24 protein-coding genes are annotated in these 25,322 nt (G+C 64.7%); 7 read left to right on the top strand and 17 right to left on the bottom strand.

From position 1 onward, the window contains the following. Window positions 1-7: 7 nt before the first annotated feature. The 8 genes from NCS28_RS02300 to NCS28_RS02265 form a co-directional block, all read right to left on the bottom strand. Entirely contained in the window at window positions 8-1,195 is a 1,188-nt protein-coding gene (locus NCS28_RS02300) for a 5-(carboxyamino)imidazole ribonucleotide synthase (protein WP_250512266.1), read from the bottom strand. A gap of 67 nt (window positions 1,196-1,262) precedes the next feature. After that, window positions 1,263-1,808: a 5-(carboxyamino)imidazole ribonucleotide mutase gene (purE, locus tag NCS28_RS02295; RefSeq protein WP_250512265.1), complete on the bottom strand. Its 546-nt coding sequence runs from the start codon at window positions 1,806-1,808 to the stop codon at window positions 1,263-1,265. Window positions 1,809-1,861: 53 nt separating this feature from the next. Continuing rightward, window positions 1,862-2,752 carry a phosphoribosylaminoimidazolesuccinocarboxamide synthase gene (locus NCS28_RS02290; protein ID WP_250512264.1) on the bottom strand — a complete coding sequence of 297 codons (891 nt, stop codon included), beginning with the start codon at window positions 2,750-2,752 and terminating at the stop codon, window positions 1,862-1,864. A 125-nt stretch (window positions 2,753-2,877) separates the two neighbouring features. After that, complete coding sequence (gene fba / locus NCS28_RS02285; protein WP_250512263.1) at window positions 2,878-3,942, bottom strand: class II fructose-bisphosphate aldolase; 1,065 nt, start codon at window positions 3,940-3,942, stop codon at window positions 2,878-2,880. 391 nt (window positions 3,943-4,333) lie between these two features. Continuing rightward, window positions 4,334-5,770, bottom strand: a complete 1,437-nt coding sequence (pyk, locus tag NCS28_RS02280; RefSeq protein WP_250512262.1) for a pyruvate kinase — start codon at window positions 5,768-5,770, stop codon at window positions 4,334-4,336. 355 nt (window positions 5,771-6,125) lie between these two features. After that, a complete protein-coding gene (locus NCS28_RS02275) occupies window positions 6,126-7,316 on the bottom strand; it encodes a phosphoglycerate kinase (RefSeq protein WP_250512261.1) in 1,191 nt (396 codons plus the stop codon). Between the two features lie 420 nt (window positions 7,317-7,736). Next, window positions 7,737-8,060 carry an AzlD domain-containing protein gene (locus NCS28_RS02270; protein ID WP_250512260.1) on the bottom strand — a complete coding sequence of 108 codons (324 nt, stop codon included), beginning with the start codon at window positions 8,058-8,060 and terminating at the stop codon, window positions 7,737-7,739. Beyond that, window positions 8,057-8,824 (bottom strand): AzlC family ABC transporter permease, encoded by a 768-nt coding sequence (locus NCS28_RS02265; RefSeq protein WP_250512259.1) that lies wholly within the window; start codon window positions 8,822-8,824, stop codon window positions 8,057-8,059. The genes NCS28_RS02270 and NCS28_RS02265 overlap by 4 nt, the downstream gene beginning before the upstream one ends. A gap of 358 nt (window positions 8,825-9,182) precedes the next feature. Between NCS28_RS02265 and NCS28_RS02260 the strand changes: the two genes are divergently transcribed. The 6 genes from NCS28_RS02260 (at window position 9,183) to NCS28_RS02235 (ending at window position 13,901) form a co-directional block, all read left to right on the top strand. Then, entirely contained in the window at window positions 9,183-10,103 is a 921-nt protein-coding gene (locus tag NCS28_RS02260; protein WP_250512258.1) for a branched-chain amino acid transaminase, read from the top strand. A 65-nt stretch (window positions 10,104-10,168) separates the two neighbouring features. Further along, on the top strand, window positions 10,169-10,366 hold the full coding sequence (locus NCS28_RS02255; RefSeq protein WP_008351333.1) for a zinc-finger domain-containing protein: 198 nt from the start codon (window positions 10,169-10,171) through the stop codon (window positions 10,364-10,366). A gap of 122 nt (window positions 10,367-10,488) precedes the next feature. Beyond that, window positions 10,489-11,562 (top strand): lipopolysaccharide heptosyltransferase II, encoded by a 1,074-nt coding sequence (gene waaF / locus NCS28_RS02250; protein ID WP_250512257.1) that lies wholly within the window; start codon window positions 10,489-10,491, stop codon window positions 11,560-11,562. 191 nt (window positions 11,563-11,753) lie between these two features. Beyond that, a complete protein-coding gene (locus NCS28_RS02245; RefSeq protein WP_250512256.1) occupies window positions 11,754-12,200 on the top strand; it encodes a nuclear transport factor 2 family protein in 447 nt (148 codons plus the stop codon). 24 nt (window positions 12,201-12,224) lie between these two features. Beyond that, window positions 12,225-13,307, top strand: a complete 1,083-nt coding sequence (locus NCS28_RS02240; RefSeq protein ID WP_250512255.1) for a YheT family hydrolase — start codon at window positions 12,225-12,227, stop codon at window positions 13,305-13,307. Window positions 13,308-13,313: 6 nt separating this feature from the next. Then, the gene (locus tag NCS28_RS02235; RefSeq protein ID WP_250512254.1) at window positions 13,314-13,901 is read left to right on the top strand and encodes a DUF2946 family protein; all 588 of its coding nucleotides are present in this window, start codon (window positions 13,314-13,316) and stop codon (window positions 13,899-13,901) included. Window position 13,902: 1 nt separating this feature from the next. Here NCS28_RS02235 and NCS28_RS02230 read toward each other — a convergent pair whose 3' ends face one another. Continuing rightward, on the bottom strand, window positions 13,903-15,900 hold the full coding sequence (locus NCS28_RS02230; RefSeq protein WP_502801150.1) for a M48 family metalloprotease: 1,998 nt from the start codon (window positions 15,898-15,900) through the stop codon (window positions 13,903-13,905). A 166-nt stretch (window positions 15,901-16,066) separates the two neighbouring features. On the opposite strand from NCS28_RS02230, the gene moaC reads away from it, so the two are divergent. Then, the gene (gene moaC / locus NCS28_RS02225) at window positions 16,067-16,561 is read left to right on the top strand and encodes a cyclic pyranopterin monophosphate synthase MoaC (RefSeq protein ID WP_250512252.1); all 495 of its coding nucleotides are present in this window, start codon (window positions 16,067-16,069) and stop codon (window positions 16,559-16,561) included. 6 nt (window positions 16,562-16,567) lie between these two features. On the opposite strand, the gene NCS28_RS02220 is transcribed toward moaC, so the two are convergent. The 8 genes from NCS28_RS02220 to recA form a co-directional block, all read right to left on the bottom strand. Next, window positions 16,568-18,373, bottom strand: a complete 1,806-nt coding sequence (locus NCS28_RS02220) for a PglL family O-oligosaccharyltransferase (RefSeq protein WP_250512251.1) — start codon at window positions 18,371-18,373, stop codon at window positions 16,568-16,570. A 166-nt stretch (window positions 18,374-18,539) separates the two neighbouring features. Then, window positions 18,540-19,133: a pilin gene (locus NCS28_RS02215; RefSeq protein WP_284504734.1), complete on the bottom strand. Its 594-nt coding sequence runs from the start codon at window positions 19,131-19,133 to the stop codon at window positions 18,540-18,542. Window positions 19,134-19,257: 124 nt separating this feature from the next. Beyond that, window positions 19,258-19,968 carry a TerC family protein gene (locus tag NCS28_RS02210; protein ID WP_250512250.1) on the bottom strand — a complete coding sequence of 237 codons (711 nt, stop codon included), beginning with the start codon at window positions 19,966-19,968 and terminating at the stop codon, window positions 19,258-19,260. 106 nt (window positions 19,969-20,074) lie between these two features. Beyond that, window positions 20,075-20,956 (bottom strand): succinate--CoA ligase subunit alpha, encoded by an 882-nt coding sequence (gene sucD / locus NCS28_RS02205; protein WP_087125795.1) that lies wholly within the window; start codon window positions 20,954-20,956, stop codon window positions 20,075-20,077. Window positions 20,957-21,055: 99 nt separating this feature from the next. Beyond that, window positions 21,056-22,237, bottom strand: a complete 1,182-nt coding sequence (gene sucC, locus NCS28_RS02200; protein ID WP_350029771.1) for an ADP-forming succinate--CoA ligase subunit beta — start codon at window positions 22,235-22,237, stop codon at window positions 21,056-21,058. A 94-nt stretch (window positions 22,238-22,331) separates the two neighbouring features. Then, window positions 22,332-22,985 carry a DUF2889 domain-containing protein gene (locus NCS28_RS02195; RefSeq protein WP_250512248.1) on the bottom strand — a complete coding sequence of 218 codons (654 nt, stop codon included), beginning with the start codon at window positions 22,983-22,985 and terminating at the stop codon, window positions 22,332-22,334. A 116-nt stretch (window positions 22,986-23,101) separates the two neighbouring features. Continuing rightward, complete coding sequence (recX, locus tag NCS28_RS02190) at window positions 23,102-24,085, bottom strand: recombination regulator RecX (protein ID WP_250512247.1); 984 nt, start codon at window positions 24,083-24,085, stop codon at window positions 23,102-23,104. Window positions 24,086-24,104: 19 nt separating this feature from the next. After that, window positions 24,105-25,175: a recombinase RecA gene (recA, locus tag NCS28_RS02185; RefSeq protein WP_061117714.1), complete on the bottom strand. Its 1,071-nt coding sequence runs from the start codon at window positions 25,173-25,175 to the stop codon at window positions 24,105-24,107. Between the last annotated feature and the right edge of the window lie 147 nt (window positions 25,176-25,322).

Below are 25,322 nucleotides of genomic sequence, written 5' to 3'. Positions count from 1 at the left end.
AAAAAACTCAATCGAGCGGGATATGCAGCATGCGCGCGCAGTCACGCGCCGCCGTGCGCGCTTCTTCAAGCGTCGCCGCCGTGAAGTTGATATGGCCCATCTTGCGGCCCCGGCGCGCCTCTTCCTTGCCGTACAGATGCAGCCGCGCGGCCGGCATCGCCGCGACTTCGGTCCATGCGGGCGCTCGCGCCTTGTCGCCATCGAACCAGATATCGCCAAGCAGGTTCAGCATCGCGGCGGGCGAATGCTGGCGCGTGTCGCCGAGCGGCATGCCGGTCATCGCGCGGACCTGTTGCTCGAACTGGCTGGTCGCGCAGGCATCGACCGTGTAGTGACCGGAATTGTGCGGACGCGGCGCCATTTCGTTGGCGATGAGCGTGCCGTCTTCCAGCACGAAGAATTCGACGCACAGCACGCCGACATAACCGAGCTTCGCGGCGATGGTCAACGCGGCGTCCTGCGCCTGCGCGACGAGCGAATCCGCAGCGTCGGGCGCGGGCACGACCGTCTTCGCGAGAATGCCGTTCACGTGCACGTTCTGCGCGAGCGGAAACACGGCCGACTTGCCGTCGCCGCCGCGCGCGATCAGCACGGACACTTCGTACTTGAGCGGCATGCGCTTTTCGAGCACGCACGCCACGCCCGACAGCGACGCATACGCGTTGCGCACGTCCGCGACGTTGCGCACGCTGACCTGGCCCTTGCCGTCGTAGCCGAGACGCGCGGTCTTGAGGATGCCCGGCAGCACCGCCGCGATCGTCTCGTCGGGCAGCGCGGCAAGCGCTTGCGGCGATTCGATCACGACATGCGGCGCGACAGGCACGCCCGCCGCCGCGATGAAACGCTTCTCCGCGACGCGGTCCTGTGCGATCGCCACGCAGCTCGCCGCCGGACTGACGAACGTGCACGACGCGAGAAATTCGAGGCTCGCGGACGGCACGTTCTCGAATTCCGTCGATACCGCCGCGCACAGGCGGCCGAGCTCGGTGAGCGCGGCGCGGTCGTCGTAGGCGGCGCGGATGTGGCGATCCGCGACGGCGCCCGCAGGGCTCGTCTCGTCCGGATCGAGGACGGCGACGCGATAGCCCATCGATTGCGCGGCGAAGCAGAACATGCGGCCGAGCTGGCCACCGCCTACCATGCCGAGCCATGCGCCCGGCAGGATGGGAGAGATCGGGGAGTTGTGTGGGTTCATCGTGGGGCTTGGGTGGCTGGCTGTGGACATCGGCGATTGCGCGACGCGCGGTCCGCGCGCGGGGTCATCAAAGCGGCGGCAGCGCCATGTCCCGCGCCGCCTGATTCTGCTTCACACGGAAAGCGGCCAGTGCGTCGGCAATGTCGGGATCGGTGACGCCCAGCATCGACAGCGCGAACAGCGCCGCGTTCGCCGCGCCCGCCTCGCCGATGGCGAACGTCGCGACCGGCACGCCCTTGGGCATCTGCACGATCGAATGCAGCGAATCGACGCCCTTCAGATACTTGCTCGCCACCGGCACGCCGAGCACCGGCACGGTGGTTTTAGCGGCCAGCATGCCCGGCAGATGCGCCGCGCCGCCCGCGCCAGCGATGATCGCGCGCACGCCGCGCTCACGCGCGCTTTCGGCGTAGGCGAACATCTCGTCCGGCATACGATGCGCCGACACGACTTTCGCCTCGTACGGCACGCCGAATTCCTGAAGCATTGCGACGGCGTGCTTCATCACGTCCCAGTCGGAGCTGGAGCCCATCAACACGCCGACGAGCGGCGCTTCGTGCGTGTGCTCGTGCGTGCGCCCTTCCGCCAGCTCCGTGGTCTGTCCTTCGCTCATTCCTTTTTCCCTTGAAATGCGCGTACCGCTTCCCGGAAGCGGCACGTATCGAATTACGACAAAGTCTTGCCAGTGAGACGCTGCAACGCTTCCTGATACTTTTCCGACGTCTTCGCGATCACGTCGTCCGGCAGCTTCGGCGCGGGCGGCTCTTTCTTCCACGGCTGCGTTTCGAGCCAGTCGCGCACGAACTGCTTGTCGAACGACGGCGGATTCGTGCCGACCTGATAGCCATCGGCGGGCCAGAAGCGCGACGAATCGGCGGTCAGCACTTCGTCCATCAGATACAGCTCGCCCTTGTTGTCGAGACCGAACTCGAATTTCGTATCCGCGATGATGATGCCGCGCGTCGCCGCGTACTCCGCCGCTTCCTTGTACAACTGGATGGAGATGCGCTTGATTGTCGCCGACAGCTCGGTGCCGACGCGGCGCTCCATCTCATCGTAGGTGATGTTTTCGTCGTGATGACCCATTTCGGCCTTCGCCGCGGGCGTGAAAATCGGCTCCGGCAGTTTCTGCGCGTTTTGCAGGCCCGGCGGCAGTTCGACGCCGCATACCGCGCCCGTCGCCTGATAGTCCTTCCAGCCGCTGCCCGCGAGATAACCGCGCACGACCGCTTCGACGAGGATCGGCTCCAGGCGCTTCACGACGACCGCACGGCCCTTCACCTGCTCGACTTCGTCGGGCGCGACGACAGTCGAAGGATCGATGCCGGTGTTGTGGTTCGGCACGATATGACCGAGCTTCTCGAACCAGAAATCGGCCATCGTGTTCAGCACGCGGCCCTTGTTCGGAATCGGCTCGCCCATGACGACATCGAATGCGGAAAGGCGGTCGGTCGTGACGATCAGGAGCTTGTCCTGACCGACTGCGTAGTTGTCGCGGACCTTGCCGCGGCCGAGCAGCGGCAGCGATTTGATCGTGGATTCGTATAGCGTGAACATCGTCATGTACCGGAAGGGTGCTGAAAAGGTTAACGCCGCGCTTTTGAAACAGCGCGGCGAGAGAAAAAAGCGAACGGGCTCCGAACCCGGAACCCGTTGATTTTACTTTACAAATCGACCGCGTTTTATTTCACGATCTGCGCGAGTGCGCCCGACTTGTACTTCTCGGCGATCTTGTCGAGCGAAACCGGCTTGATCTTGCCCGCCATGCCCTCGCAGCCGAACTGCATATAGCGCTGACGGCAGATTTCCTTCGCCGCTTCGCGCGCGGGCTTCAGGTAGTCGCGCGGATCGAACTTCGACGGATTTTCGAACAGATAGCGGCGAATCGCCCCGGTGATCGCGAGGCGCAGGTCGGTATCGATGTTCACCTTGCGCACGCCGTGCTTGATGCCTTCCTGAATCTCTTCGACCGGCACGCCGTAGGTTTCCTTCATGTCGCCGCCGAATTCGCGGATCTCGGCCAATAATTCCTGCGGCACCGACGACGAACCGTGCATCACGAGGTGCGTATTCGGAATGCGCTGGTGGATTTCGCGGATGCGGTCGATGGCGAGGATATCGCCCGTCGGCTTCTTCGAGAACTTGTACGCGCCGTGCGACGTGCCGATGGCGATCGCCAGGGCATCGCACTGCGTCTGCTTCACGAAGTCGGCCGCCTGCTCGACGTCGGTCAGAAGCTGCTCGCGCGTCATCGTGCCTTCGGCGCCGTGGCCGTCTTCCTTGTCGCCCTTCATGGTTTCGAGCGAGCCGAGCACGCCCAGCTCCGCTTCGACGGTGACGCCGATCGAATGCGAGAACTCCACGACCTGCTTCGACACCGCGACGTTGTAGTCGTACGACGCGACGGTCTTGCCGTCGGCTTCGAGCGAACCGTCCATCATCACGCTCGTGAAGCCGGAGCGGATCGCGGCCATGCACACGGCCGGCGACTGGCCGTGATCCTGATGCATCACGACCGGAATATGCGGATACGACTCGACGGCCGCTTCGATCAGATGGCGCAGGAACGCTTCGCCCGCGTACTTACGCGCGCCGGCGGACGCCTGCATGATGACGGGCGCGTTCACCTCGTTCGCGGCCGACATGATTGCCTGCACCTGTTCCAGATTGTTGACGTTGAATGCCGGAAGGCCGTAGCCGTGTTCGGCCGCGTGATCCAGCAGTTGACGCATTGATACGAGAGGCATTGTGGTGAAACTCCTTGATGTGAAACGAATGCGAGGCCTGTTTGCCTATGGAACGGTCTTGCGAACGTCTGAAATCAGCCGCAGGGCAAGAAGTAAGGAGCGCCGTTTGTGCGCCAAACAAGCGACGCACGACGCCGCCATGCGGCTGATTTCCGGCGTTCCCACGGGGTTGCCCTGTAAAGGGCAACGCATGATCGTTCCATAGGCAAACAGGCCTTTGCGCGCTCGATTCCGCTCTCGGGCGGTTTTCGGCTTGATGGTTGCTTCGACTGACGCATTCTTCCGCGTCGTCTCGCGCGCTTGATCGAGCGCCCGCCGCTGCTGGACAGCGGGCGCTCCGGACTTGCGACGAATAGCGCGGCGCTTGACCGCGCAGCTTTCTCAAAAACGCTTAGAAATGATCGCCCACACGCACGATTTTCAGCGTGTTCGTACCGCCCGCCTGACCCATCGGCTCGCCGACCGTCAGCACGACCATGTCGCCGCGCGCCGCGTAGCCCTTCGACACGACCACTTCGAGCGCCTGATTCAGCGCGGTGTCGCGATCCATGTTCGTGTCGAGGTGCAGCGGCGTCACGTTGCGGTACAGCGACATCGTGCGCTCGCTCGACACGCGCGGCGTCAGCGCGAAGATCGGCACGTGCGTCCAGTGACGCGACATCCACAGCGCGGTCGAGCCGGATTCGGTCAACGCGACCACGGCCTTCGCGCCCAGGTGAAACGCGGTGAAGAGCGCGCCCATCGCGATGGACTGGTCGATGCGCGTGAACGTGCGGTCGAGGAAATCGCGATCGAGCTGCGACTCTTCCGACTTCTCCGCTTCGACGCAGATGGCGGCCATCGTCTCGATGGTCGTCACCGGATACTTGCCCGCCGCGGTTTCGGCGGAGAGCATCACGGCGTCGGTGCCGTCGAGCACGGCGTTCGCCACGTCCGACACTTCGGCGCGCGTCGGCACGGGTGCGTGAATCATCGATTCCATCATCTGCGTGGCGGTGATCACGAGCTTGTTCGACTCGCGCGCCATGCGGATCATGCGCTTTTGCAGCGCCGGCACCGCCGCGTTGCCCACTTCCACCGCGAGATCGCCGCGCGCGACCATGATGCCGTCCGATGCGTCGAGAATGCCCTGCAACGCCGGAATCGCTTCGGCGCGCTCGATCTTCGCGATCATCTTCGGCTTGATGCCGTACGGCGCGCCCGCGATGTTTGCGAGCTGGCGCGCCATTTCCATGTCCGTCGCGTTTTTCGGGAACGACACGGCGACGAAATCCGCGCCGAGCGACATCGCCGTCTTGATGTCCTCCATGTCCTTCTCGGTCAGTGCGGGGGCGGTGAGGCCGCCGCCCTGGCGGTTGATGCCCTTGTTGTTCGAGAGCTCGCCGCCGACCTTCACCGTCGTGTGGATTTCCTCGCCGATCACGCGCGTCACGTCGAGCACGATGAGGCCGTCGTTGAGAAGCAGCACGTCGCCCGCGCGCAGGTCGCGCGGCAGATCCTTGTAGTCGAGGCCGACGCGCTCGTTGTTGCCGAGCGTGCAATTGGCGTCGAGGATGAACGGATTGCCCGCGACGAGCATCGTCTTGTTGTTCTCGAACTTGCCGACGCGGATCTTCGGGCCTTGCAGGTCCGCCATGATCGCGACTTCGCGGCCGACCTGACGCGCCGCGTCGCGGACTATTTCGGCGCGCTGGCGATGGTCGTCGGCGGTGCCGTGCGAGAAGTTGAAACGTACGACGTCGAGGCCCGCCTGCAGCATTTGCAGCAGGATGTCCGGGCTCGTGGAAGCCGGGCCGATGGTGGCAACAATCTTTGTAGCGCGATGCATGGAATTCCTCGTCTCAGTAGGATCGCCCGTAACTACGCTGCGAGCACGTTGCGCTTGGGGTGAGGTGTTGCTCACCGGCTGCGCGCGCGCGCCGGTTCGTGCCGGCGTCGCTTTGTCGATGTCCTTCAGGGCATGGGCGGGCATGCCGCCGATGATGACCGGAGGCGTTTGCCGCATTGCGGGTTCGCCTTCGGGTGCTGCCGGATCTGGTTGCGCCGCTTCCGCGATTGCCAAAGCGGCTTGAGCCGTGGCGTCGAGCTGGCCGCCATTTTCGATTTCCTCGTCTTGCGCGCCGCCGGCTGCTTGCGCGCCCTTCTTCCCTGCTTTCGCCGGATTGCCTCGGGCCGCCAACGTCTTAAGCCCGCGACTCGAGCACTTCAACCGCGGGCAGCTTCTTGCCTTCCAGAAACTCCAGGAACGCGCCGCCGCCGGTCGAGATGTAGCTCACCTTGTCGTGGATGCCGTACTTCGCGATGGCCGCGAGCGTGTCGCCGCCGCCCGCGATCGAGAACGCCGACGAATTGGCGATTGCCTGCGCGAGCGTCTTCGTGCCGTTGCCGAACTGGTCGAATTCGAACACGCCGACCGGACCGTTCCACACGATCGTGCCGGCCGTTTCGAGCTGCGCCGCGAGCGCCTTGGCCGTATCCGGGCCGATGTCGAGGATCAGGTCGTCGTCGGCGACATCCGCGACGGGCTTGATCTCCGCCTTTGCGGTCGGCGCGAATTCCTTGGCCGTCACGACATCGCTCGGAATCGGCACGGATGCGCCGCGCGTGCGCGCCTGCTCGATGATTTCCTTCGCTTCGTCGACGAGATCGGCTTCAGCGAGCGACTTGCCGATCTTGAGACCCGACGCCAGCATGAACGTATTCGCAATGCCGCCGCCGACGATCAGCTGGTCGACCTTCTCGGCGAGCGACTTCAGAATGGTGAGCTTGGTCGATACCTTCGAGCCCGCGACGATCGCGACGAGCGGACGCTTCGGGTTGCCGAGCGCCTTGCCGAGCGCGTCGAGTTCGGCGGCGAGCAGCGGGCCTGCGCACGCGACGCTCGCGTACTTCGCGATGCCGTGCGTCGTGGCTTCGGCGCGGTGCGCGGTACCGAACGCGTCGTTCACGTAGACGTCGCAGAGCTTCGCCATTTTCTGCGCGAGGCCGTCGTCGTTCTTCTTCTCGCCCTTGTTGCAGCGGCAGTTTTCCAGCAGCACGACGTTGCCCGGCTCGACCTGGACGCCATCGACCCAGTCGGTGACGAGCGGCACGTCGCGGCCGAGCAGTTCCGACAGACGCTTCGCGACCGGCGCGAGCGAGTCTTCCGGCTTGAACTGGCCTTCGGTCGGGCGGCCTAGATGGGACGTGACCATCACGGCCGCGCCCGCGTCGAGGGCGGCCTTGATCGCCGGGACCGAGGCGCGCACGCGCGTGTCTTCGGTGATGTTGCCGTCATCGTCTTGCGGCACGTTGAGATCCGCGCGGATGAACACACGCTTGCCGGAGACTTTGCCTTCGGCGATCAGATCGGTGAAACGCAGTACTTTCGTCATGGGAGTCAACGTAAATAAGGAAGCGGTTCGGGCGGAGACGGCCGTCGGGGCGGCCGGTTCGTGGAGTCGCCGCGCGGAAGCCGTCGGGCAGGACGGCTCGCGCGCGGATCAAGCTGGAGGCGAAGGCCGCGCGGTGAAGCCGAACGCGCGTGCAGGAAGCGGGAGAAAGGGATCGGACAGATGAATCCTGAGCGGCGCGCCGGGCGCGCCCGGGCGCGTGCGCAGATGCGTGCGCGCAGCCGGGAGCGGCGGATTGGGAAACGAGTTGGACCACCCTGGCGCGGTGACTGCCGGAGACACTTTCGACCTCGCTCACTCGGGAAAGACCATCATTTTAACCGATCGCCCTGTCCGCTTTTAGCGGGCAATCGTTGATGACGCGTATTTGGCGGCGACGCATGCGGCACGTGCGTAGCGCCCTCAGACCGCAAGCCGCAGCAGCGTGAACACGATCATGCCGACGGCGATCGTGCCCATCATCCCGCGCCGCCACAGGTAGTACGCGAGCCCGGCCGCCGACGCCCACAGCGCATGGTTCGACAACGCGAGCGAAAAGCCCGCCGACGTCTCCAGCAAGTCCGGCACGACGACGCCCGCGAGCGCCGCGGCCGGCGCGTAGCGCAGCACGCGCTGCACGCGCGGCGGCAGCACCATGCGTTCCCCGCCGATCAGAAAGAGCGCGCGCGTGATCGCGGTGACGAGGCCCATGCCGAGAATTGCGAGCCAGACATGCAGGGCGCTCATCGGAGGGGCCCCGTGGCGGCGGGCCTGTCTGCTTTCTTTTCGGCGGCCTGCTTGGGACTGGTGCGCTCGGCGATCACGTCGGCGAGCGTGCCCGCGCACAGCGCCGCGAACACCGCGAGCGGTAAGCCGAAGCGATACGGCAAATCGAACGCCAGCAGCGCGACCACGCTGGCGACGGCCACAGCCGCGAGCGTCGAGCGCGTGGCGATCGCGGAAACGATGAGCGGAATCAGCGCGAGCGTGCCCGCGAGTTCGAGGCCCCAGTCATCGGGGATCAGGCTCGCGAGCAGAATCCCGATCACCGACGAACTCTGCCAGGACAGCCAGCTCGACACTGCCAGTCCCCAGAAGAACGCTTCCTTGCCGGGTTGCCAGCCGACCGGAAAATTCCGTTTCGAGAACATCAGGTAGATGATGTCGCCGTTGAAATAGCCGAGCAGCAGGCGGCGCTTCATTGGCAGATAGGAGAAATGCGGCGCGAGCCCCGCGCTGAAGATGACGAAGCGCAGGTTCACCATCGCGGCGGTCAGGAGAATCGTCCAGAGCGGCAGCTTCGCGGCGAAGAGCGGCAGCACCGCAAGCTGCGACGAGCCCGCGTACACCGCGAACGACATGCCGAGCGCCTGCGGCACGGTGAGCACGGACTTCGTCATCGCGACGCCGGTGACGAGACCCCAGGAGAACGTCGCCAGGACGGCGGGAGAGAAGGTGCGCACGCCCTCGAAAAACGCGCGGCGATTCGTGTCGGACAGCCGGTCGAGCATGAGCGAATGCGAGGCGGATGCGAGGCGAATAAGACAACCCGTGATGCCATTGCGCGGCCTCGATCGATTGCGCGACGGATCGGGAAAAACCGGGAAAATCGGAAAATGGTGAGCTTCGCCGTTTCATTCCGCTTTTTTCAGCGGACGGCGAAAGGCAAATTATAGCGTCGTGAAAGGCGCTCCAAGATCGGTTTCGTCACCAAAAGACGCTAAAATGACGGTCTTTCACGCCTTTGGCGTCCTCGACGCGCGTCTTGCCAACGGAACCCGAGCAAGAAAGCGCGCCGGGCGCCGCCGCCCCTTCGGAAAGTGGGCGGCCAGCCGAATTCACTTGAACCGAGACAGCTAGGAGAACCGTATGTCAATGGCCGACCGCGACGGCAAGATCTGGATGGATGGCAAGCTGATCGACTGGCGTGATGCCAAGATCCACGTTCTGACCCACACGTTGCATTACGGCATGGGCGTTTTCGAAGGCGTGCGCGCGTACAAGACCGCGCAGGGCACGGCCATCTTCCGCCTGAAGGAACACACGAAGCGCCTGCTGAACTCGGCGAAGATCTTCCAGATGGACGTCCCCTTCGACGCCGCCACGCTCGAAGCCGCGCAACTCGAAGTGGTCAAGGCGAACAATCTGGAAAGCTGCTATATCCGCCCGATCATCTGGGTCGGCTCGGAAAAGCTCGGCGTGTCGGCCAAGGGCAACACGATCCACGTGGCCATCGCCGCGTGGCCGTGGGGCGCATATCTCGGCGAAGACGGGCTCGCGAAGGGCATCCGCGTGAAGACCTCGTCGTTCACGCGCCATCACGTGAACGTGTCGATGGTGCGCGCGAAAGCGTCCGGCTGGTACGTGAACTCGATTCTCGCGAATCAGGAAGCCGTCGCCGACGGCTACGACGAAGCCCTGCTGCTGGACGTGGACGGTTACGTGTCCGAAGGCTCCGGCGAGAACTTCTTCCTCGTGAACAACGGCAAGATCTACACGCCGGACCTGGCCTCGTGCCTCGACGGCATCACGCGCGACACGGTCATTACGCTCGCGCGCGACTTCGGCATCCCGGTCATCGAAAAGCGCATCACTCGCGACGAGGTCTACACCTGCGACGAAGCGTTCTTCACCGGTACCGCCGCCGAAGTCACGCCGATCCGCGAACTCGACAACCGCACCATCGGTTCCGGCAAGCGCGGGCCGATCACTTCGATGCTGCAAAGCGCGTTCTTCGACGTCGTCGGCGGCAAGAACGAGAAGTACGCGAGCTGGCTCGCGAAGGTTTAACCGACCTCATGCGACGCGGCGGCCCGAACGCTCGCCGCGCGCTGGACATCTGACAAGAGATAGCAATGAGCGACCTGAAGGAAATGCCGCTGGTGGAATTGTCGGCGAAAGATCTGCCCGCCTTCTGCCCGAACCCGAAAATGCAGCGCTGGAGCACGCATCCGCGCGTGTTCATCGACGTGACGCACGGCGAAGCGCGCTGCCCGTACTGCGGCACGCGCTACAAGCTGAAAGACGGCGAAGTGCTCAAGGGCGGTCACTAGGAACCGCCGGGGCCCCGCCCCTGTTTCCGCGCCGTAGCAAAAGGCGCACGTCATACCCACGACAATCGACGACCCGCCCCAAGGCGGCGGGCCGCGTTCATTTTGAGATCGGATAACGACAGATGCGCCGTGCGCTGGTTATAGCACCGAACTGGATCGGTGACGCATTGATGGCGCAGCCGCTCTTTACGCTCTTGCGCAAGCTGCATCCGCGCATCGCGATCGATGCCGTCGCGCCGGGCTGGGTCGCGCCCGTGCTCGAACGCATGCCCGAGATCCGCGACGTCTACGCGACGGATCTCGCCCACGGCAAGCTGCAACTGCTGCGCCGCTGGCAGCTCGCGAGCGATTTGCGCGATGTCGGCTACGACGCCGCCTACGTGCTGCCCAACTCCGTCAAATCCGCGCTGGTTCCGTGGATGGCGGGCATCAATTTGCGCATCGGTTATACGGGCGAGAGCCGCTACGGGCTCTTGAACGTGCGGCACGCGAACCCGCCGAAGACCGAGCGTCCGCCGATGACCGCGCATTACGCCGCGCTCGCCTATGCGCCGGGCGCGAAGCTGCCGTTCATCGACAGATTCGCCCAGCCCGATGCGGCCGCGGAGCCCGAGGCGCAGACGCTTCCCGTGCCGCGTCTCGAATTCGATCCGAACGAAGCCGCGCGCGTCTCGACGCGCTTCAATCTCGACACGCGAGCGCCGCTCGTCGTGTTCTGTCCCGGCGCGGAGTACGGCCCGGCCAAGCGCTGGCCGCCGGAGCATTTCGCGTCGCTTGCGCATTTCATCGCGCAGTCGTTTCCGTATGCGCGCATCATCGCGCTCGGCTCGAAGAAGGATGCGCCGATCGCGCAGGCCATCGCGGAGCGCGCGCCGATGGTGCGCAACCTGTGCGGCCAGACCTCGCTGGGCGAAGCATGCGCGCTCATTTCGCGGGCGAGCGCGGTCGTCACCAACGATTCGGGGCTGATGCACGTCGCGGCCGCGTCGCGCCGGCCGCTCGTCGCGGTCTACGGCTCGACCGATCCGCGCCATACGCCGCCCTTGTCCGATCTCGCAAAGGTACAATGGCTGCATCTTGAATGCAGTCCGTGCTTTGCCCGCGAGTGTCCGCTCGGCCATCTGAACTGCCTTCGCGAACTCTCTGCCGAACAGGTCTTCGGCGATTTGCGCGGCATGCTGCTCGCACATCGTTGATGTTGCGGGCACGCGTCGAAAACGCGTGTCCACTCGACGGTTTCCAGCCGTGTGTGCGGGTGCGGACACGCGAATGTCTCCGAACGGGGGCATGCTTTGACCAATGACCGATGCAGCGCGCCGTTTTGTCGCCTGCCGCCATCAGCGGCTTCACGCGGCGCCGAGCACCGAATGCCAGAGACCCACGAGCCATGCCACGTTTCGCCCGCCTCTTCGAAGCCGCCGCCGATACTCTCAACGCTTACTATCAGGCAGTCGCGGACAACAGCATCGACAGTGTGATGTCGTTGTGGATCGACGAGGAGTTCGCCACGTGCGTCTGCGCGGACGGCACGCATCTGCACGGGCTGGAAAGCATCCGCGCGGGTCTCGGCAAGCAATTCGAAACGCAGGCGGTGACCATCGAGCCGCTCGATATCCGCGTGTACGACAGCCTGGGCACGGTCGTGTATGCGATCGCCGAGGCGCATCAGCCGGCCGCGCCCGCGAGTGTACCGCGCATGATCTACACGACTTACGTGATGGTTCACGAGCGCGGCGAGTGGCGCATCGCGCATATTCACGCGAGCGAGATGCCGCTGGAAACGGCCGGCCAGTTCGCGGCCAAACTGCGGCATGGTCAGGGACCGCTGCATTAAAGATTTGAATGTCGGGGAGGGGCCATGAAGCGCGATCCGTTGATGAAACACGATTCGTCATTCGTGGACAAAGCGCCTGCCGTAGCATTGAAGGCAACCGCGCGCGCGCCGGCGCTGCCGGGCGCGGACTGGCTGTACAACGCGCCGCGCTGGCTGCCGACGAGTCACGCGCAGACCATCGTCCCTGCGCTGTTCGGCCGAAAACCCGATGTGCGTTATCGGCGCGAGCGCTGGAACACGCCCGATGGCGATTTCATCGATCTCGACTTCCTCACGCACGATTGCGCCGATCCGAACGATCATCCCGCCGCGAACGCCCCGCTCTTCGTGCTCTTTCACGGCCTCGAAGGCAATTCCGACTCGCACTACGCCCGCACGATAATGGCCGCCGCCCGCGCGCGCGGCTGGCACGGCGTCGTGCCGCACTTTCGCAGTTGCAGCGGCCCGCTCAACCTCTTGCCGCGCTTTTACCATCTCGCGGACAGCGCCGAAGTCGACTGGATTCTGCGCCGGCTTGCACAATCGCATCCCGGGCCGATCGTCGCGGCGGGCGTATCGCTCGGCGGCAACGTGCTCTTGCACTGGCTGTGTCAGAGCGGCAAGGATGCGTCGATCGTCAGCGCGGCCGCGGCCATCTCCGCGCCGCTCGACGTCCACGCGGGCGGCCTCGCGATCTCGCAGGGCTTCGGCATGGTCTATACGCGCAGCTTCCTGAAGTCGCTGAAAAAGAAGGCGCTCGCGAAGCTCGGCCAGTATCCCGGTCTCTACGATCGCGACGCCGTGCTCGCCGCGCGCACGCTGTACGAGTTCGACAACGTCGTCACCGCGCCGCTGCACGGCTTTCGCGACACCGATCACTATTGGTCGACCGCGACCATCCGCGCGCATCTGAAGCACATCGAAGTGCCCGCGCTGCTTCTGAATGCGCGCAACGATCCGTTTCTGCCCGAGTTCGCGCTGCCGTCGCTTGCTGAAGTATCCGAGCGCGTCACGCTCGACCAGCCGAACCACGGCGGGCACGTCGGCTTCATGACAGGGCCGTTTCCAGGCCGGATCGACTGGCTGTCGCTGCGCGTGTTCGGTTATCTGGAGAATTTCGTATCGTGAACGATCATGGATGAAATCGTCAAGCAGGCGCTCGCCAAATGGCCCAACGTTCCCCATTGCACGGGCTGGCTGCTGCTCGACCGGCGCGGCCAGTGGCGCATGCGCGACGACGCCGCGCAGGCCGCCGGCGAACTCGGCACGCCGATCCGGCATGAGGCGCTGCTGGGCTTCATCAACCGCAACTACGAAAGCGACGCCGACGGCCAGTGGTTCTTCCAGAACGGACCGCAGCGCGTGTACGTGGAGCTGGCCTATACACCGTGGATCGTCCGCCTGCACGCGGCAGACGGCGCATTGCGCCTGACCGATCAGGCCGGCACGGCGTTCGAGCCAGCGCACGCGTTCATCGACGATGAAGGCGGCATCCTCTTTTCCGCTGACGCGTCGCCCGCGCGCGTGGCCGCCGTGCACGATCACGATCTCGAACTGTTCGCGAATCACGCTTCGCTCGACGATGCGGGCACGGGCGGCGTTTTCCACTGGCGCGATGGCGCCGATCTGCCCGTGCAGCCGATCGCCCGCGCCGATGTCGCGACGCGCTTCGGCTTCATCGCGAGTCCCGCCGCCCGCGCCGCCGCCGCGAAAGACGACTGATCTAGCTGTTCTTCTCCAGCTCGCGCTCTTCCTTGTAGCGCGTTTCGAAATCGCGCAGCCGCGCGGAAATCGTCGATAGATCGTAGAAGCTCGCGGTCTTCACATCGCGCGCTTCCTTCAGTTGCCGGATCGCGGACGGCCACGCGCCGTCCAGCGCGAACTTCTCGGCCATCGCCTGATGCTGTTGCAGCGGATCGTTCAGACCCGCGCTCGCCTGCGCGAGATAGAACCACCAGTCGGGGCGCGTCGGCTCGGCGCGCGTTTCGCGGCGCGCGAGCGTCTGCGCGTCGGCAAAACGGCGCGCCGAAAGCAGCGCCTGCAGATGCACGTCGACGGCCGCGTGCGATTCCGGCCAGCGTTTCTGCGCGATGTCCGCGAGGCGGATCGCGTCGTCGTTGCGGCCCGCGCGCCGCGCGATGTCGGCGGCGAGCACGTCGAGGCTCGGCGTGCTGCGTGGCGCTTGCGGCGCGCTCTGAGGTTTCGGCGCGGGAGCCGATCGGGCTTCCACGTGAACCGGCGCAAGCGCGATGTCGCTGCTCGCGCGAGGAGGCTTCGCCGGCGGCGTCGACTCCGGCTGCGGCTGCGGCGCGTGGCCGAGATTCAGCGCCGCGCGTGCGTTGTTGAGCGGCGTCGCGATCATCGACGGATCCGCGTTGCGCAGCGATGGCTCGCCGCCCTTGCGCGCAGTCACGGGCGGTGCATTCACGGCCGTTTCCTGCGACGCACGCACGCGATCCTCCTGCTGGACCTGCGCCGATGCCGCCGCCGCGCTCGCCTCCTCGCCCTCGAACAGCTTGCGCGCCTTGGCGAGTGCGTCGTTGGCGGCGTCATAATTGCCCATCAACGATTGCGCAAGCGCGATCCCATACCAGTTCGACGCCGGATTGAGCGCCGTCTGATCCTCGATCTCCGATTTGAGCCGGCTCGCGACCTCGCGATAGTCGCTCGCGTAATTCACCTGCAACACGCGCGCGCGGGCGCGCACGAACGCATATTCGGCGGATTGACGCGGCTGCCGGTACGGCACGCGCCGCGCGCGGCCTTCCATGTCGGCGATGCGGTCGGTCGTGAGCGGATGCGTGCGGACGTAGGGCGGCACGCCGTTATCGGCCATCGACGCGCGGTCGAGGCGCTCGAAGAACGCGGCCATCGCGTACGGATCGTAGCCGGCGGCGGTGAGCATCTGGAAGCCGACGCGATCCGCTTCGTGCTCGGCCGCGCGCGAGAAGCGCAATTGATTGTCGACGGCGAACGCCTGCCCGCCCATCGCGATGCCCATGCCCAGGTCGCCGCTATGCGCGAGCAGCCCCGCGAGCATGCCGGCGACCATCGCGGCGAGCGCGGCGTAGGTGCTCTTTTCCTGCGTGCCGAGCATGCGCGCGATGTGGCGCTGAAGCACGTGCCCCATTTCATGGCCGATCACCGACGCCAGTTCCGACTCGGTCTGCGTCGCGGCGATCAGGCCGGTATTCACGCCGATGAAGCCGCCCGGCATCGAAAACGCGTTGATCTGCGGATCGCGCACGGCGAAGAGGTCGAAATCGGGCCGATAGCCGCCGAGATACTGCACGGCCGCGGCGGCGGAGAGCTTCGACGAAATCGAATCGAGGTAATCGCGCAGCAGCCAGTCGTCGAGATAGTCGGGATCGGCGCGCACTTCGCGCATCATCCGTTCGCCGACCTTGCGCTCGGCTTGCGGGGTCAGCGAACCGCCGGAGCCATCGCCGAGATCCGGAAGCTGCACCGACGAGAGCGGCGCGCGCAGGCCGGACATCGTGCCGGGGCGATTCGCGAAACGGCTTTCGGCGCCGCCGTAGACGCCGAACACGCCTTCTGCGACGTTGGCGGGCACTTCGCTGTTTTCTTGCGATGAGCGCAGTTGCGACGCGGCGAGCGTGCCGGTCGAACTGGCAGAAGGCGAGCCCGACTGCGCCAGCGCCGCGTGCGGCATGGCGAGAGCGATACACAGCTGGGCGATGAGCACGCGGCTCGGACGTATCGGATGCATGGCGCGAAACGGTCGAAGCGCCGATGGTCGGCTCGAAAACAAAAACGAGCTTATCGTATCAAGTGTTGCGCGCGGGGCGTCGCGCCGGACCGTGACGTTTCGCGAAAACCGCGCGAAATCACGCTGGTATGATAGGCGCCCACTCGAAGGAGACGCTATGTCCGGACTCACTCATTTCGATGCCGCCGGCGAGGCGCACATGGTCGATGTCGGCGCAAAGAACGAGACGCGGCGCGTTGCCGTGGCGCGCGGCTCGATCGCGATGCTCGACGGCACGCTCGCGCTGATCCGCGAAGGCCGCGCGAAAAAAGGCGACGTGCTCGGCGTCGCGCGCATCGCCGCGATTCAGGGGGCGAAGCGCACGGCGGATTTGATCCCGCTGTGTCATCCGCTGGCGCTGACGCGCGTCGCGGTGGATTTCACGATCGATGAAGCGCTGCCCGGCGTGCATTGCGAGGTGCGCGTGGAGACGGTCGGGCGCACGGGGGTGGAGATGGAAGCGCTGACTGCCGTGCAGGTGGGGTTGCTCACCGTTTATGACATGTGCAAGGCGGTGGATCGCGGGATGACGATCACGAATGTGAGGGTGATGGAGAAGCATGGCGGCAAATCCGGGGATTGGGTCGCGGACGACGCATCGCCGACACTCTGATCTCGCTCACTCCTCGTCATCGTCCGCCGACGGCTCCTGACTCCGCGCCGGCACCCCATACAGTTTCACCAGGTCCGCCTTGAAGGAAGCCAGCGGCGCGCCCGCCTCATCGATCAGATCGTAGACGGCGGAAAGCTGCTTCGGCCAGTCGTGCAGCTGCGTCGCGAAGATCTTCAGCCGCGCCATCGTATCGAGCGCTTCGGCGCGTTGTCCCGCAAGCGCCTGCAGCACCGCGTATCGGCGCAAAACCGTTTCACCCGGCAATAACGCGATCGCCTTCCGATGCGCGGCCAGCTTCTCCTCGACGTTCTGCGCGTTGATCGGCAACAGCGTCGCCGCACCGTATTCGCCCCACGCCGTGAACAGGAACGACGGATTGTCGCGATACTGCTCCGCCGGCCGCGATCCGTAATAGAGCACTTCGGCGCGGTTGTAGTCGCGCATCGTCGGATAAAGCGCCGCGAGCCCGCCGAGCACGAGCACGACGTACACGCCATACGACAGTGGACGCGCGACGAGCCGCAGCGGACGCGTCTCCAGCAGCCCGATGACGAGCATCGCCGGCATCAGAAAGAACATGTACTGCTGCGGATACTCGACGAGCGCGTGCATCATGAGCACGCCGAGCAGCGACAGCCCGAAAATGCGCGCTGGCGTCTGCGGCGCACGCACCACGCGAATCAGCCAGAACACGATGCCCGCGACGAGAATCGCCATGCCGAGCGCACCCGTTTTCGCGAGCAAGTCGATGAAGATATCGTGCGCATTATTCGCAATCTCCACGCCGCCGAGATCGCGGACGAGATCGAACTGATAACGCGGAAACTCGCCCCAGCCGACGCCCAATAGCGGATGCGTCTTGAACATCGTCCAGCCGTATTTCCAGAGCGCGAGGCGCGGCGCGATCTGGCTGGCTTCCTGCATGCGCTCCGCGGCCGATTGCGCAAGCCCGAAGTCGTAGCGCACATTCGCCCAGCGCACCGCCGCGTTCACGGCGAAGAAGACGATTGCAAGCAGAATCGGGACGATCCACGCACGCACGTCGCGGCGGCCCGGCCCGTCGAACCCTTCCGATGCAACCGGACGCCCGATAACGAACGCCATCCAGAATCCGCCAACGACGATCACCGCCGTTTGCAGCCACGGTCCGCGCGACACCGTGAGCGCGAGCCCGAGCGAATACACCGCCGACAGAATCAGCCACAACCCGATCGGCAGCCGCCGCGCCTGCACGAAATACAGCGCCGCCGCCAGCGCAAAGGAAATCACGGTCGCGAGGTGATTCGCCTGCGCCATATTGCCGAAAGGACGCCTTTCGACCATCACGTTGTACGCAACCACGAACGGCGTGAACTTCACTTCGAGATGCAGCAACTGCACGATCTGGCAGAAGACCGCGAACAGTCCGCCGACCATCAGCGCCGCCGCGCCGATTCGCAGCGTCTTCTCCGCGAGCCCCGCCCGCACGAGTCCGAAGCCCGTATGCACCGCGACGAACGAAGCGAGCAGATACGCGCCGCCGAGCCAGTTCATCGATGGCTGCGCGACCGGCAACAGCAGCGTCTGCGCGACGAGCAGCAAGCCGAACGCGAGCGGCATCAGGGCGACGACCGGCGACGCGAACGGCACCTTGGGCTCGGACACGCGCACCAGCAGCGCGACCGTCGCCCCGAGCGCCAGGTAGAGCGCAAGGGCACTGTATTCGGCGTAGAAAGTCGGAATCGGATACGTGTGGTTGACGACCGCGAAAGGAATCGTCAACGCAAGACACAGGACGGCGAAGCAGAGAAAGCGTGCGTATTGGGAAGGCATGAGGGACAGGGAACGTCGGCAACCGGCGCACTATACAAAACTTTGCCCGCGCTGTCCGTCGAACGGCCGGAATTGCTACGAAATCGCTGCTTTTCGCGCAAAAACGACGCGGCGGCGCCTTGGATCCGCGGCCGCGCCTACCTCTCGTCCCGATCTTTCGCACCGCTTACGCGCGGCACTCCGGCGGAGCAAGGTTCGCCCGGAGCGTCGCTGCCTGCACGGGCAACGGGCCGGCGCCCGGCGCGGGCAGTGACGAATCCGTCTTCGCGGCCGCGAAGCATTCCCATGTCACGGAGCCCGCCTGGACGACGCCACGGCTGAGCGCGACGCGCGCGGTCGGGGTATCGGCGTTATCGGGCGTCGACGGGACGAGCACCAGCGTGTTCGAGCCCGCGGGCGCGACGCGCGTCGTGTAGGCGATCGTGATCTGCCCGGTGTCGCTGTCGACGCGAATGGACTCGACGTTGCGCGTGCCCGGCGGCGATGCGAAGCCGCCCGCGAGATCCGCCCCGCTCGACGCGTTCTCAGCCACCGCGAGCCGCGCCGCCGCCGCGAGCGTGATGCCCTCGCCCACGCGGCTTCGCGCCAGATAATCCTGATAGGCGGGGATCGCATACGCCGCGACCACGCCGACGATCGCAAGCACGATCATCAATTCGATCAGCGTGAAGCCGCGCGTCAGAACTTCGTGCGCGCGCTTCCCGAACCACCCTGCACGCCGTTCGCACGGCGCGTTTGAACCACAAGCCATCGTCGTCATTGCTGCTCCAAGAAATCAAAAAAGCGCCCTGCCGCGCAATGCGGTCAGGACGCTTCGATCGTATTGAAGGAGCGCAACGGGCAACAGTCGGCCGAACGGCCTAGGAGACTTCGCGGACGCGCGCTCAGCCAGCCGCGCGATTGCCCTCGGCGAGCGCGCGGCGCTTGAGCAGCCAGCCCAGCCCGAGAACGAACAGCGCGCCGGCGACGCGTGCCGCATAGCCGGCGAGCTCGGTATTGAGCGCGGGCCACCGGTCGATGAACGGATCGTCGATGATCAGTCCGCCCGCGATCCATCCGAGCAGCCCCGCGCCCAACAGCACGACGACCGGGAAACGGTCGAGCAGCTTCAGCACCAGCGTGCTGCCCCACACGATGAGCGGAATGCTCACGATCAGCCCGAAAATGACCAGTGCGAGCCGATGATGCGGATCGGCGGCTTCGGCCGCGCCGGCGATCGCGATCACGTTGTCGAGGCTCATCACGGCATCCGCGATGATGATCGTCTTCACCGCCGCCCAAAGCCGGTCAGATGCGGTGATCTGATGCTCGTCGTGATCCGGCTGCATCAGCTTCACGCCGATCCACAAGAGCAGCGTGCCGCCCAGAAACTTGAGGAACGGGACGTCGAGCAACATCACCGCGAACGCGATCAGCACGACGCGCAGAATGATCGCGCCGAGCGTACCGAGCACGATGCCGCGCGTGCGCTGTTGATCGGGCAAATTGCGGCACGCGAGCGCGATCACGACGGCGTTGTCGCCGCCGAGCAGGATGTCGATCACGATGATCTGGACGACCGCGCCCCAGTGAAGCGTCGAGAAGAATTCGAACATGAGGCAAAAATAAAAAAAGCGAGGAAGCAACGCTCCCTCGCTTTTTTGCTTATACGAAAGGAATCAGTAAGAGTACCAAACCCTCGCGTATTCTGCCCGCGCGATGTCAGAGAACCGACTTCAGCAGACGCGCCATCTCGGACGGATTCTTCGTGACCTTGATGCCGCACGCGTCCATGATTTCCAGCTTCGCGTCAGCCGTGTCCGCGCCGCCCGAGATCAGCGCGCCGGCATGGCCCATGCGCTTGCCCGGAGGCGCCGTCACCCCCGCGATGAAGCCGACGACCGGCTTCTTCATGTTGTCCTTGATCCAGTGAGCAGCGTTCGCTTCGTCCGGACCACCGATCTCGCCGATCATGATGACGGCGTCCGTTTCCGGATCGTCGTTGAACATCTTCATCACGTCGATGTGCTTGAGACCATTGATCGGATCGCCACCGATGCCCACCGCCGACGACTGGCCGAGGCCCAGCGCCGTCAACTGGCCGACCGCTTCATACGTCAGCGTGCCCGAGCGCGACACCACGCCGATGCGGCCTTTCTTGTGGATGTGACCCGGCATGATGCCGATCTTCAGCTCGTCCGGCGTGATCGTGCCGGGGCAGTTCGGTCCGAGCAGCAGCGTCTTGCGGTTCTCGCGGCGCATGCGGTCCTTGATTTCGAGCATGTCGCGAACCGGAATGCCTTCCGTGATGCAGATCGCGAGATCGAGATCGGCCTCGACGGCTTCCCAGATCGCGGCGGCCGCGCCCGCGGGCGGCACGTAGATCACCGAAACGGTCGCGCCGGTTTCGGCCTTCGCTTCCTTGACGGACGCATAGATGGGAATGCCTTCGAAGTCTTCGCCGGCTTTCTTCGGGTTCACGCCCGCGACGTAGGCCTCACGGCCGTTCGCGTATTCGCGGCACGCGCGCGTGTGGAACTGGCCGGTCTTGCCGGTGATGCCCTGCGTGATGACCTTCGTGTCTTTGTTGATCAGAATCGACATGTAGTGACCTCTGTTCGTTTGGCGTCGCTCGAGCTCGCGCCCTGCGCCGCCATTCGTATCTGGTGGAACGCTCTCTTAGGCTCAGTAAGCGAAACGCGCTTACTTGCCTTCGGCTGCCGCGACGACCTTCTGCGCGGCTTCTTCCATGCTGTCCGCCGAGATGATCGGCAAGCCCGAGTCAGCCAGCATCTTCTTGCCGAGGTCTTCGTTCGTGCCCTTCATGCGCACGACGAGCGGCACTTGCAGATGCACTGCCTTCGATGCCGCGATCACGCCTTCCGCGATCACGTCGCAGCGCATGATGCCGCCGAAGATGTTCACGAGAATGGCCTTGAGGTTCGGGTTCTTCAGCATCAGCTTGAACGCTTCGGTCACCTTCTCGGTCGTCGCGCCGCCGCCGACGTCGAGGAAGTTGGCCGGCTCTCCGCCGAAGAGCTTGATGGTGTCCATCGTCGCCATCGCCAGGCCCGCGCCGTTCACGAGACAGCCGATGTTGCCGTCGAGCGAGATGTACGCGAGGTCGAACTTCGACGCTTCGACTTCAGCCGGATCTTCTTCGTCCAGATCGCGGTACGCGACGATTTCCGGATGACGGAAGAGCGCGTTCGAATCGAAGTTGAACTTGGCGTCGAGCGCGATGACCTTGCCGTCGCCGGTCACGATCAGCGGGTTGATTTCCGCGAGCGATGCGTCGGTTTCGTAGAACGCCTTGTACAGACCTTGCAGGATCGCACGCGCTTGCGGAATCGAAGCATCGGGGATGCCGATCTTGCGTGCGAGGTCGTCGGCGTCTGCGTCTTGCAGACCCGTCGACGGCTCGACGGCGAACTTGTGCAGCAGCTCGGGCGTCTTTTCCGCGACTTCTTCGATGTCCATGCCGCCTTCGCTCGACGCCATCACGACGATCTTCTGCGAAACGCGATCGAGCACGAGGCCGACGTACAGTTCCTTCTTGATGTCCGCGCCTTCTTCGATCAGCAGGCGATTCACCTTCTGGCCTTCGGGACCGGTCTGGTGCGTGACGAGCTGCATGCCGAGGATCTGGTTCGCGTATTCGCGGACCTGCTCGATCGACTTCGCGACCTTCACGCCGCCGCCCTTACCGCGGCCGCCGGCGTGAATCTGCGCCTTGACGACCCAAACCGGGCCGCCCAGCTCTTCCGCGGCCTTGACCGCATCATCCACCGAGAACACGGGTTTGCCGCGCGGGACCGCGACGCCGAATTTCCGCAGGATTTCCTTACCCTGGTACTCGTGAATCTTCATGCGTGATTCCTTCAGTCTGAGAGTTGGAGTGAACTTCTATGTGGTTGAACCGCTGATTTTTTCGATTCTCGTTTGACTTCCGTGCGTACGCGCAAGCGCTGCCTGCGCGCTACGAGGCGGACTTTTTCTCCGCCCTGTCCTGCGCCGTTGCGCCGGCATCCGTTTGCCCGGCGGGTGCGTAGCCGAACCAGCGCGGGTAATACTCCTTGACCGCGGGACCGTCGAAACGCAGCGCGTGGCATCGCCCGAGCTGGAACGGCGGCTCGTCTTGCGGTGCGGTCGTGGAGGGATTGGCGGCGTCGGACGGATTGAACGGGTTGCCGTCCTCGATCTTCCAGACGTCGCCCGCGAATGCCTGGATGGCCGCGGTCGGCAAGACGCCGCACAACTCGGTGAGATGCGTACAGCCGGCCGCGCCGCGCAGCAGCTTGTTGGCTTCGCGGCGAAAACTTTGGAGCAGATTGAGCCCGATGAGCTTGCGATAAACCGGATTGGACTCGGCGCACAGACCGCCATAGGGCGACCGGTCCGACGATGCTTCGACGTCGACGATGGTGAGCTTGCGGTCGATGGTGATGCGCAGCCAGAGTTCATGGATCGGCAGGCCGTGTGGCCGGACGCCCGTCGCGAGGCGAAAGTCGCGCGGCTTCTCATCGGTTAGACAGGCTTCGATATCCCACAGGCCATCGTCACGCTCGAACGCTTCCAGCCGAATCGCGCGACGGTGGCGCAATTGTCGGGGAGCGGGAGGCGAGAGAGGCATGCTGGAAGTGAGCCGGTACGGGGAAAACCGTGGAATTTTAGCATATTGGGTATTTGGAGCCGGGCATACGGGTCGCGAATGAAACGCGCGTGCGGTTCGCCGCAAATGGAGGACGCTCAGTCGTCGACGATCTCTTCGCTCCAGTCCTCGTCGCCGCCCTTCAGGATCTTGCCGATCGTGCCGCTCGAAAAACCGCGCGCGGCGAGAAAGCGCGCCTGCTTCGCCCGTTCGGCGGGCGTCTCGGGCGCCACGCCGTACTTCTTCTCCCACACGGCCTGGGCGCGCGCGGCTTCGGACCGCGCGAGTTTGTCGGCGGTTTCGCTGATGAGCGACTCACCGACGGCATGCCGCTTCAACTCGTTGATGATCCTGCTGCCGCCCATGCGCGACGCCCGCCGATGCACGACGCTCTCGACGAAGCGCTCGTTCGACAGCCAGCCATCGCGCTCGAGGTCGTCTAGCAAGGATTCGAGCGTATCGGCTTCGTCGACGTACGGACGCAGCTTGCGCAACAACTCCGCGCGGCTGTATTCGCGCCGCGAGAGAAACGCGAGCGCGCGCCCTTTCAGCGAGCGTTGCGGGCGTTTGGGATTGTTGACTTCACTTGCCGAAGTCTTTCGAGTGCGCTGACTGGAGCGGCTGTAGACCGGTTCGCCCGATTCGACGAGTGGCTGTTCGGAAGGCGCGCACTGTTCGAAGGGCTCGAAAGGATCGGCGTCTTCGAAGGAATCCGTGAAGGGAATCGGCTCGGGTTCGGAAGGCTTGCTTTCAGGCGTCGCATGCTGTGGCACGCGATCAGCGGGACGCGTCCTCGGCTGCTCGGCGGCCTGCTTCAGTAAAGCGCGCGCTTGCTCCAGACGCCCGGCGCGATCGTTTGCATCTACGCCACTTTCATTGTTTTTAGCGGGCTCAAAAACGCGACGCGCCGACGCGAATGACTTCGCGTCGGCGCGCTGCTTGTCACTTCGTTTGAAGCCGCCGGACTTCGACGATGCACCGCGCCGCTCGCTGCTTCGTTCGTAGCGATCGGCAGACTCGGAACCGTTGCCGGTTGCCTCATCCGCCGTGTCAGCCTTCGATCCGAACCGGCGTTTCTGCATCGTCCTTCACGCCCGATGCTTACTCGTCGTCGGCCGTTGCGGCGCCTGCGACGACAGCCTCGCCCAGCGCGGCGACACCCAGCGATTCGCGGATCTTGTTCTCGATCTCGCGTGCGATGTCCGGATTCTCGCGCAGGAATTCACGCGCGTTGTCCTTGCCCTGACCGATACGATCGCCGTTGTAGCTGTACCAGGCGCCGGCCTTGTCGACCAACTTCGCCTGCACGCCGAGATCGATGATTTCGCCCTGACGCGAAATGCCTTCGCCGTACAGGATGTCGAAGATGGCTTCGCGGAACGGCGGCGACACCTTGTTCTTCACGACCTTCACGCGCGTCTCGTTACCGATGACTTCGTCGTTCTTCTTGATCGATCCGATACGGCGGATATCCAGACGCACCGACGAATAGAACTTGAGCGCGTTACCGCCCGTGGTGGTTTCCGGATTGCCGAACATCACGCCGATCTTCATGCGGATCTGGTTGATGAAGATCACGAGGCAGTTCGTGCGCTTGATCGTGCCGGTGAGCTTGCGCAGCGCCTGCGACATCAGACGCGCTTGCAGACCCGGGAGCGAATCGCCCATTTCGCCTTCGATTTCCGCTTTCGGCACGAGCGCCGCGACCGAGTCGATGACGATCATGTCGATGGAGCCGGAGCGCACCAGGGCATCCGCGATTTCCAGCGCCTGCTCGCCCGTGTCCGGCTGCGAGATCAGCAGATCCTGCGCATTCACGCCGAGCTTTTGCGCGTATTGCACGTCGAGCGCGTGTTCCGCGTCGATGAACGCCGCCGTGCCGCCGAGCTTCTGCATCTCCGCGATTACTTGCAGCGTGAGCGTGGTCTTACCCGACGACTCCGGACCGTAGATTTCCACGACGCGGCCGCGCGGCAAGCCGCCCACGCCGAGCGCGATGTCCAGTCCGAGCGAACCGGTGGAAACCACCTGAATGTCTTCGACCGCCTCACCTGCGCCGAGCCGCATGATCGACCCTTTGCCGAATTGCTTTTCGATCTGCGAGAGCGCGGCGGCCAGGGCCTTGCTCTTTTCCGCAGTCATCCCAGCCGGGCCTTTCTTGCTTTCTTCCATGAATCGTCCTTTGCTATGATGAACGGCGTCTGAGGCAGTGTTCACGGGCTTTCCCGCTGCTCGATCGAGCATACGAAACCACGCTTACCACTCACGCAGACACTGTATAAAAAAACAGTAGTTTTTGCAAGCACGGATCGCCGTGGC

Source organism: Caballeronia sp. INDeC2 (assembly GCF_023631325.1).
Lineage (GTDB): Bacteria > Pseudomonadota > Gammaproteobacteria > Burkholderiales > Burkholderiaceae > Caballeronia.
Note: the sequence above shows the minus strand (reverse complement) of the source record. Positions and strands in the feature narration are given on the sequence as shown.

Coding starts and splice junctions, on each gene's coding strand:
- NCS28_RS02300 (WP_250512266.1), bottom strand. CDS start 1,195: ATGAACCCACACAACTCCCCGATCTCTCCCATCCTGCCGGGCGCATGG.
- purE (WP_250512265.1), bottom strand. CDS start 1,808: ATGAGCGAAGGACAGACCACGGAGCTGGCGGAAGGGCGCACGCACGAG.
- NCS28_RS02290 (WP_250512264.1), bottom strand. CDS start 2,752: ATGTTCACGCTATACGAATCCACGATCAAATCGCTGCCGCTGCTCGGC.
- fba (WP_250512263.1), bottom strand. CDS start 3,942: ATGCCTCTCGTATCAATGCGTCAACTGCTGGATCACGCGGCCGAACAC.
- pyk (WP_250512262.1), bottom strand. CDS start 5,770: ATGCATCGCGCTACAAAGATTGTTGCCACCATCGGCCCGGCTTCCACG.
- NCS28_RS02275 (WP_250512261.1), bottom strand. CDS start 7,316: ATGACGAAAGTACTGCGTTTCACCGATCTGATCGCCGAAGGCAAAGTC.
- NCS28_RS02270 (WP_250512260.1), bottom strand. CDS start 8,060: ATGAGCGCCCTGCATGTCTGGCTCGCAATTCTCGGCATGGGCCTCGTC.
- NCS28_RS02265 (WP_250512259.1), bottom strand. CDS start 8,824: ATGCTCGACCGGCTGTCCGACACGAATCGCCGCGCGTTTTTCGAGGGC.
- NCS28_RS02260 (WP_250512258.1), top strand. CDS start 9,183: ATGTCAATGGCCGACCGCGACGGCAAGATCTGGATGGATGGCAAGCTG.
- NCS28_RS02255 (WP_008351333.1), top strand. CDS start 10,169: ATGAGCGACCTGAAGGAAATGCCGCTGGTGGAATTGTCGGCGAAAGAT.
- waaF (WP_250512257.1), top strand. CDS start 10,489: ATGCGCCGTGCGCTGGTTATAGCACCGAACTGGATCGGTGACGCATTG.
- NCS28_RS02245 (WP_250512256.1), top strand. CDS start 11,754: ATGCCACGTTTCGCCCGCCTCTTCGAAGCCGCCGCCGATACTCTCAAC.
- NCS28_RS02240 (WP_250512255.1), top strand. CDS start 12,225: ATGAAGCGCGATCCGTTGATGAAACACGATTCGTCATTCGTGGACAAA.
- NCS28_RS02235 (WP_250512254.1), top strand. CDS start 13,314: ATGGATGAAATCGTCAAGCAGGCGCTCGCCAAATGGCCCAACGTTCCC.
- moaC (WP_250512252.1), top strand. CDS start 16,067: ATGTCCGGACTCACTCATTTCGATGCCGCCGGCGAGGCGCACATGGTC.
- NCS28_RS02220 (WP_250512251.1), bottom strand. CDS start 18,373: ATGCCTTCCCAATACGCACGCTTTCTCTGCTTCGCCGTCCTGTGTCTT.
- NCS28_RS02215 (WP_284504734.1), bottom strand. CDS start 19,133: ATGACGACGATGGCTTGTGGTTCAAACGCGCCGTGCGAACGGCGTGCA.
- NCS28_RS02210 (WP_250512250.1), bottom strand. CDS start 19,968: ATGTTCGAATTCTTCTCGACGCTTCACTGGGGCGCGGTCGTCCAGATC.
- sucD (WP_087125795.1), bottom strand. CDS start 20,956: ATGTCGATTCTGATCAACAAAGACACGAAGGTCATCACGCAGGGCATC.
- NCS28_RS02195 (WP_250512248.1), bottom strand. CDS start 22,985: ATGCCTCTCTCGCCTCCCGCTCCCCGACAATTGCGCCACCGTCGCGCG.
- recX (WP_250512247.1), bottom strand. CDS start 24,085: ATGCAGAAACGCCGGTTCGGATCGAAGGCTGACACGGCGGATGAGGCA.
- recA (WP_061117714.1), bottom strand. CDS start 25,175: ATGGAAGAAAGCAAGAAAGGCCCGGCTGGGATGACTGCGGAAAAGAGC.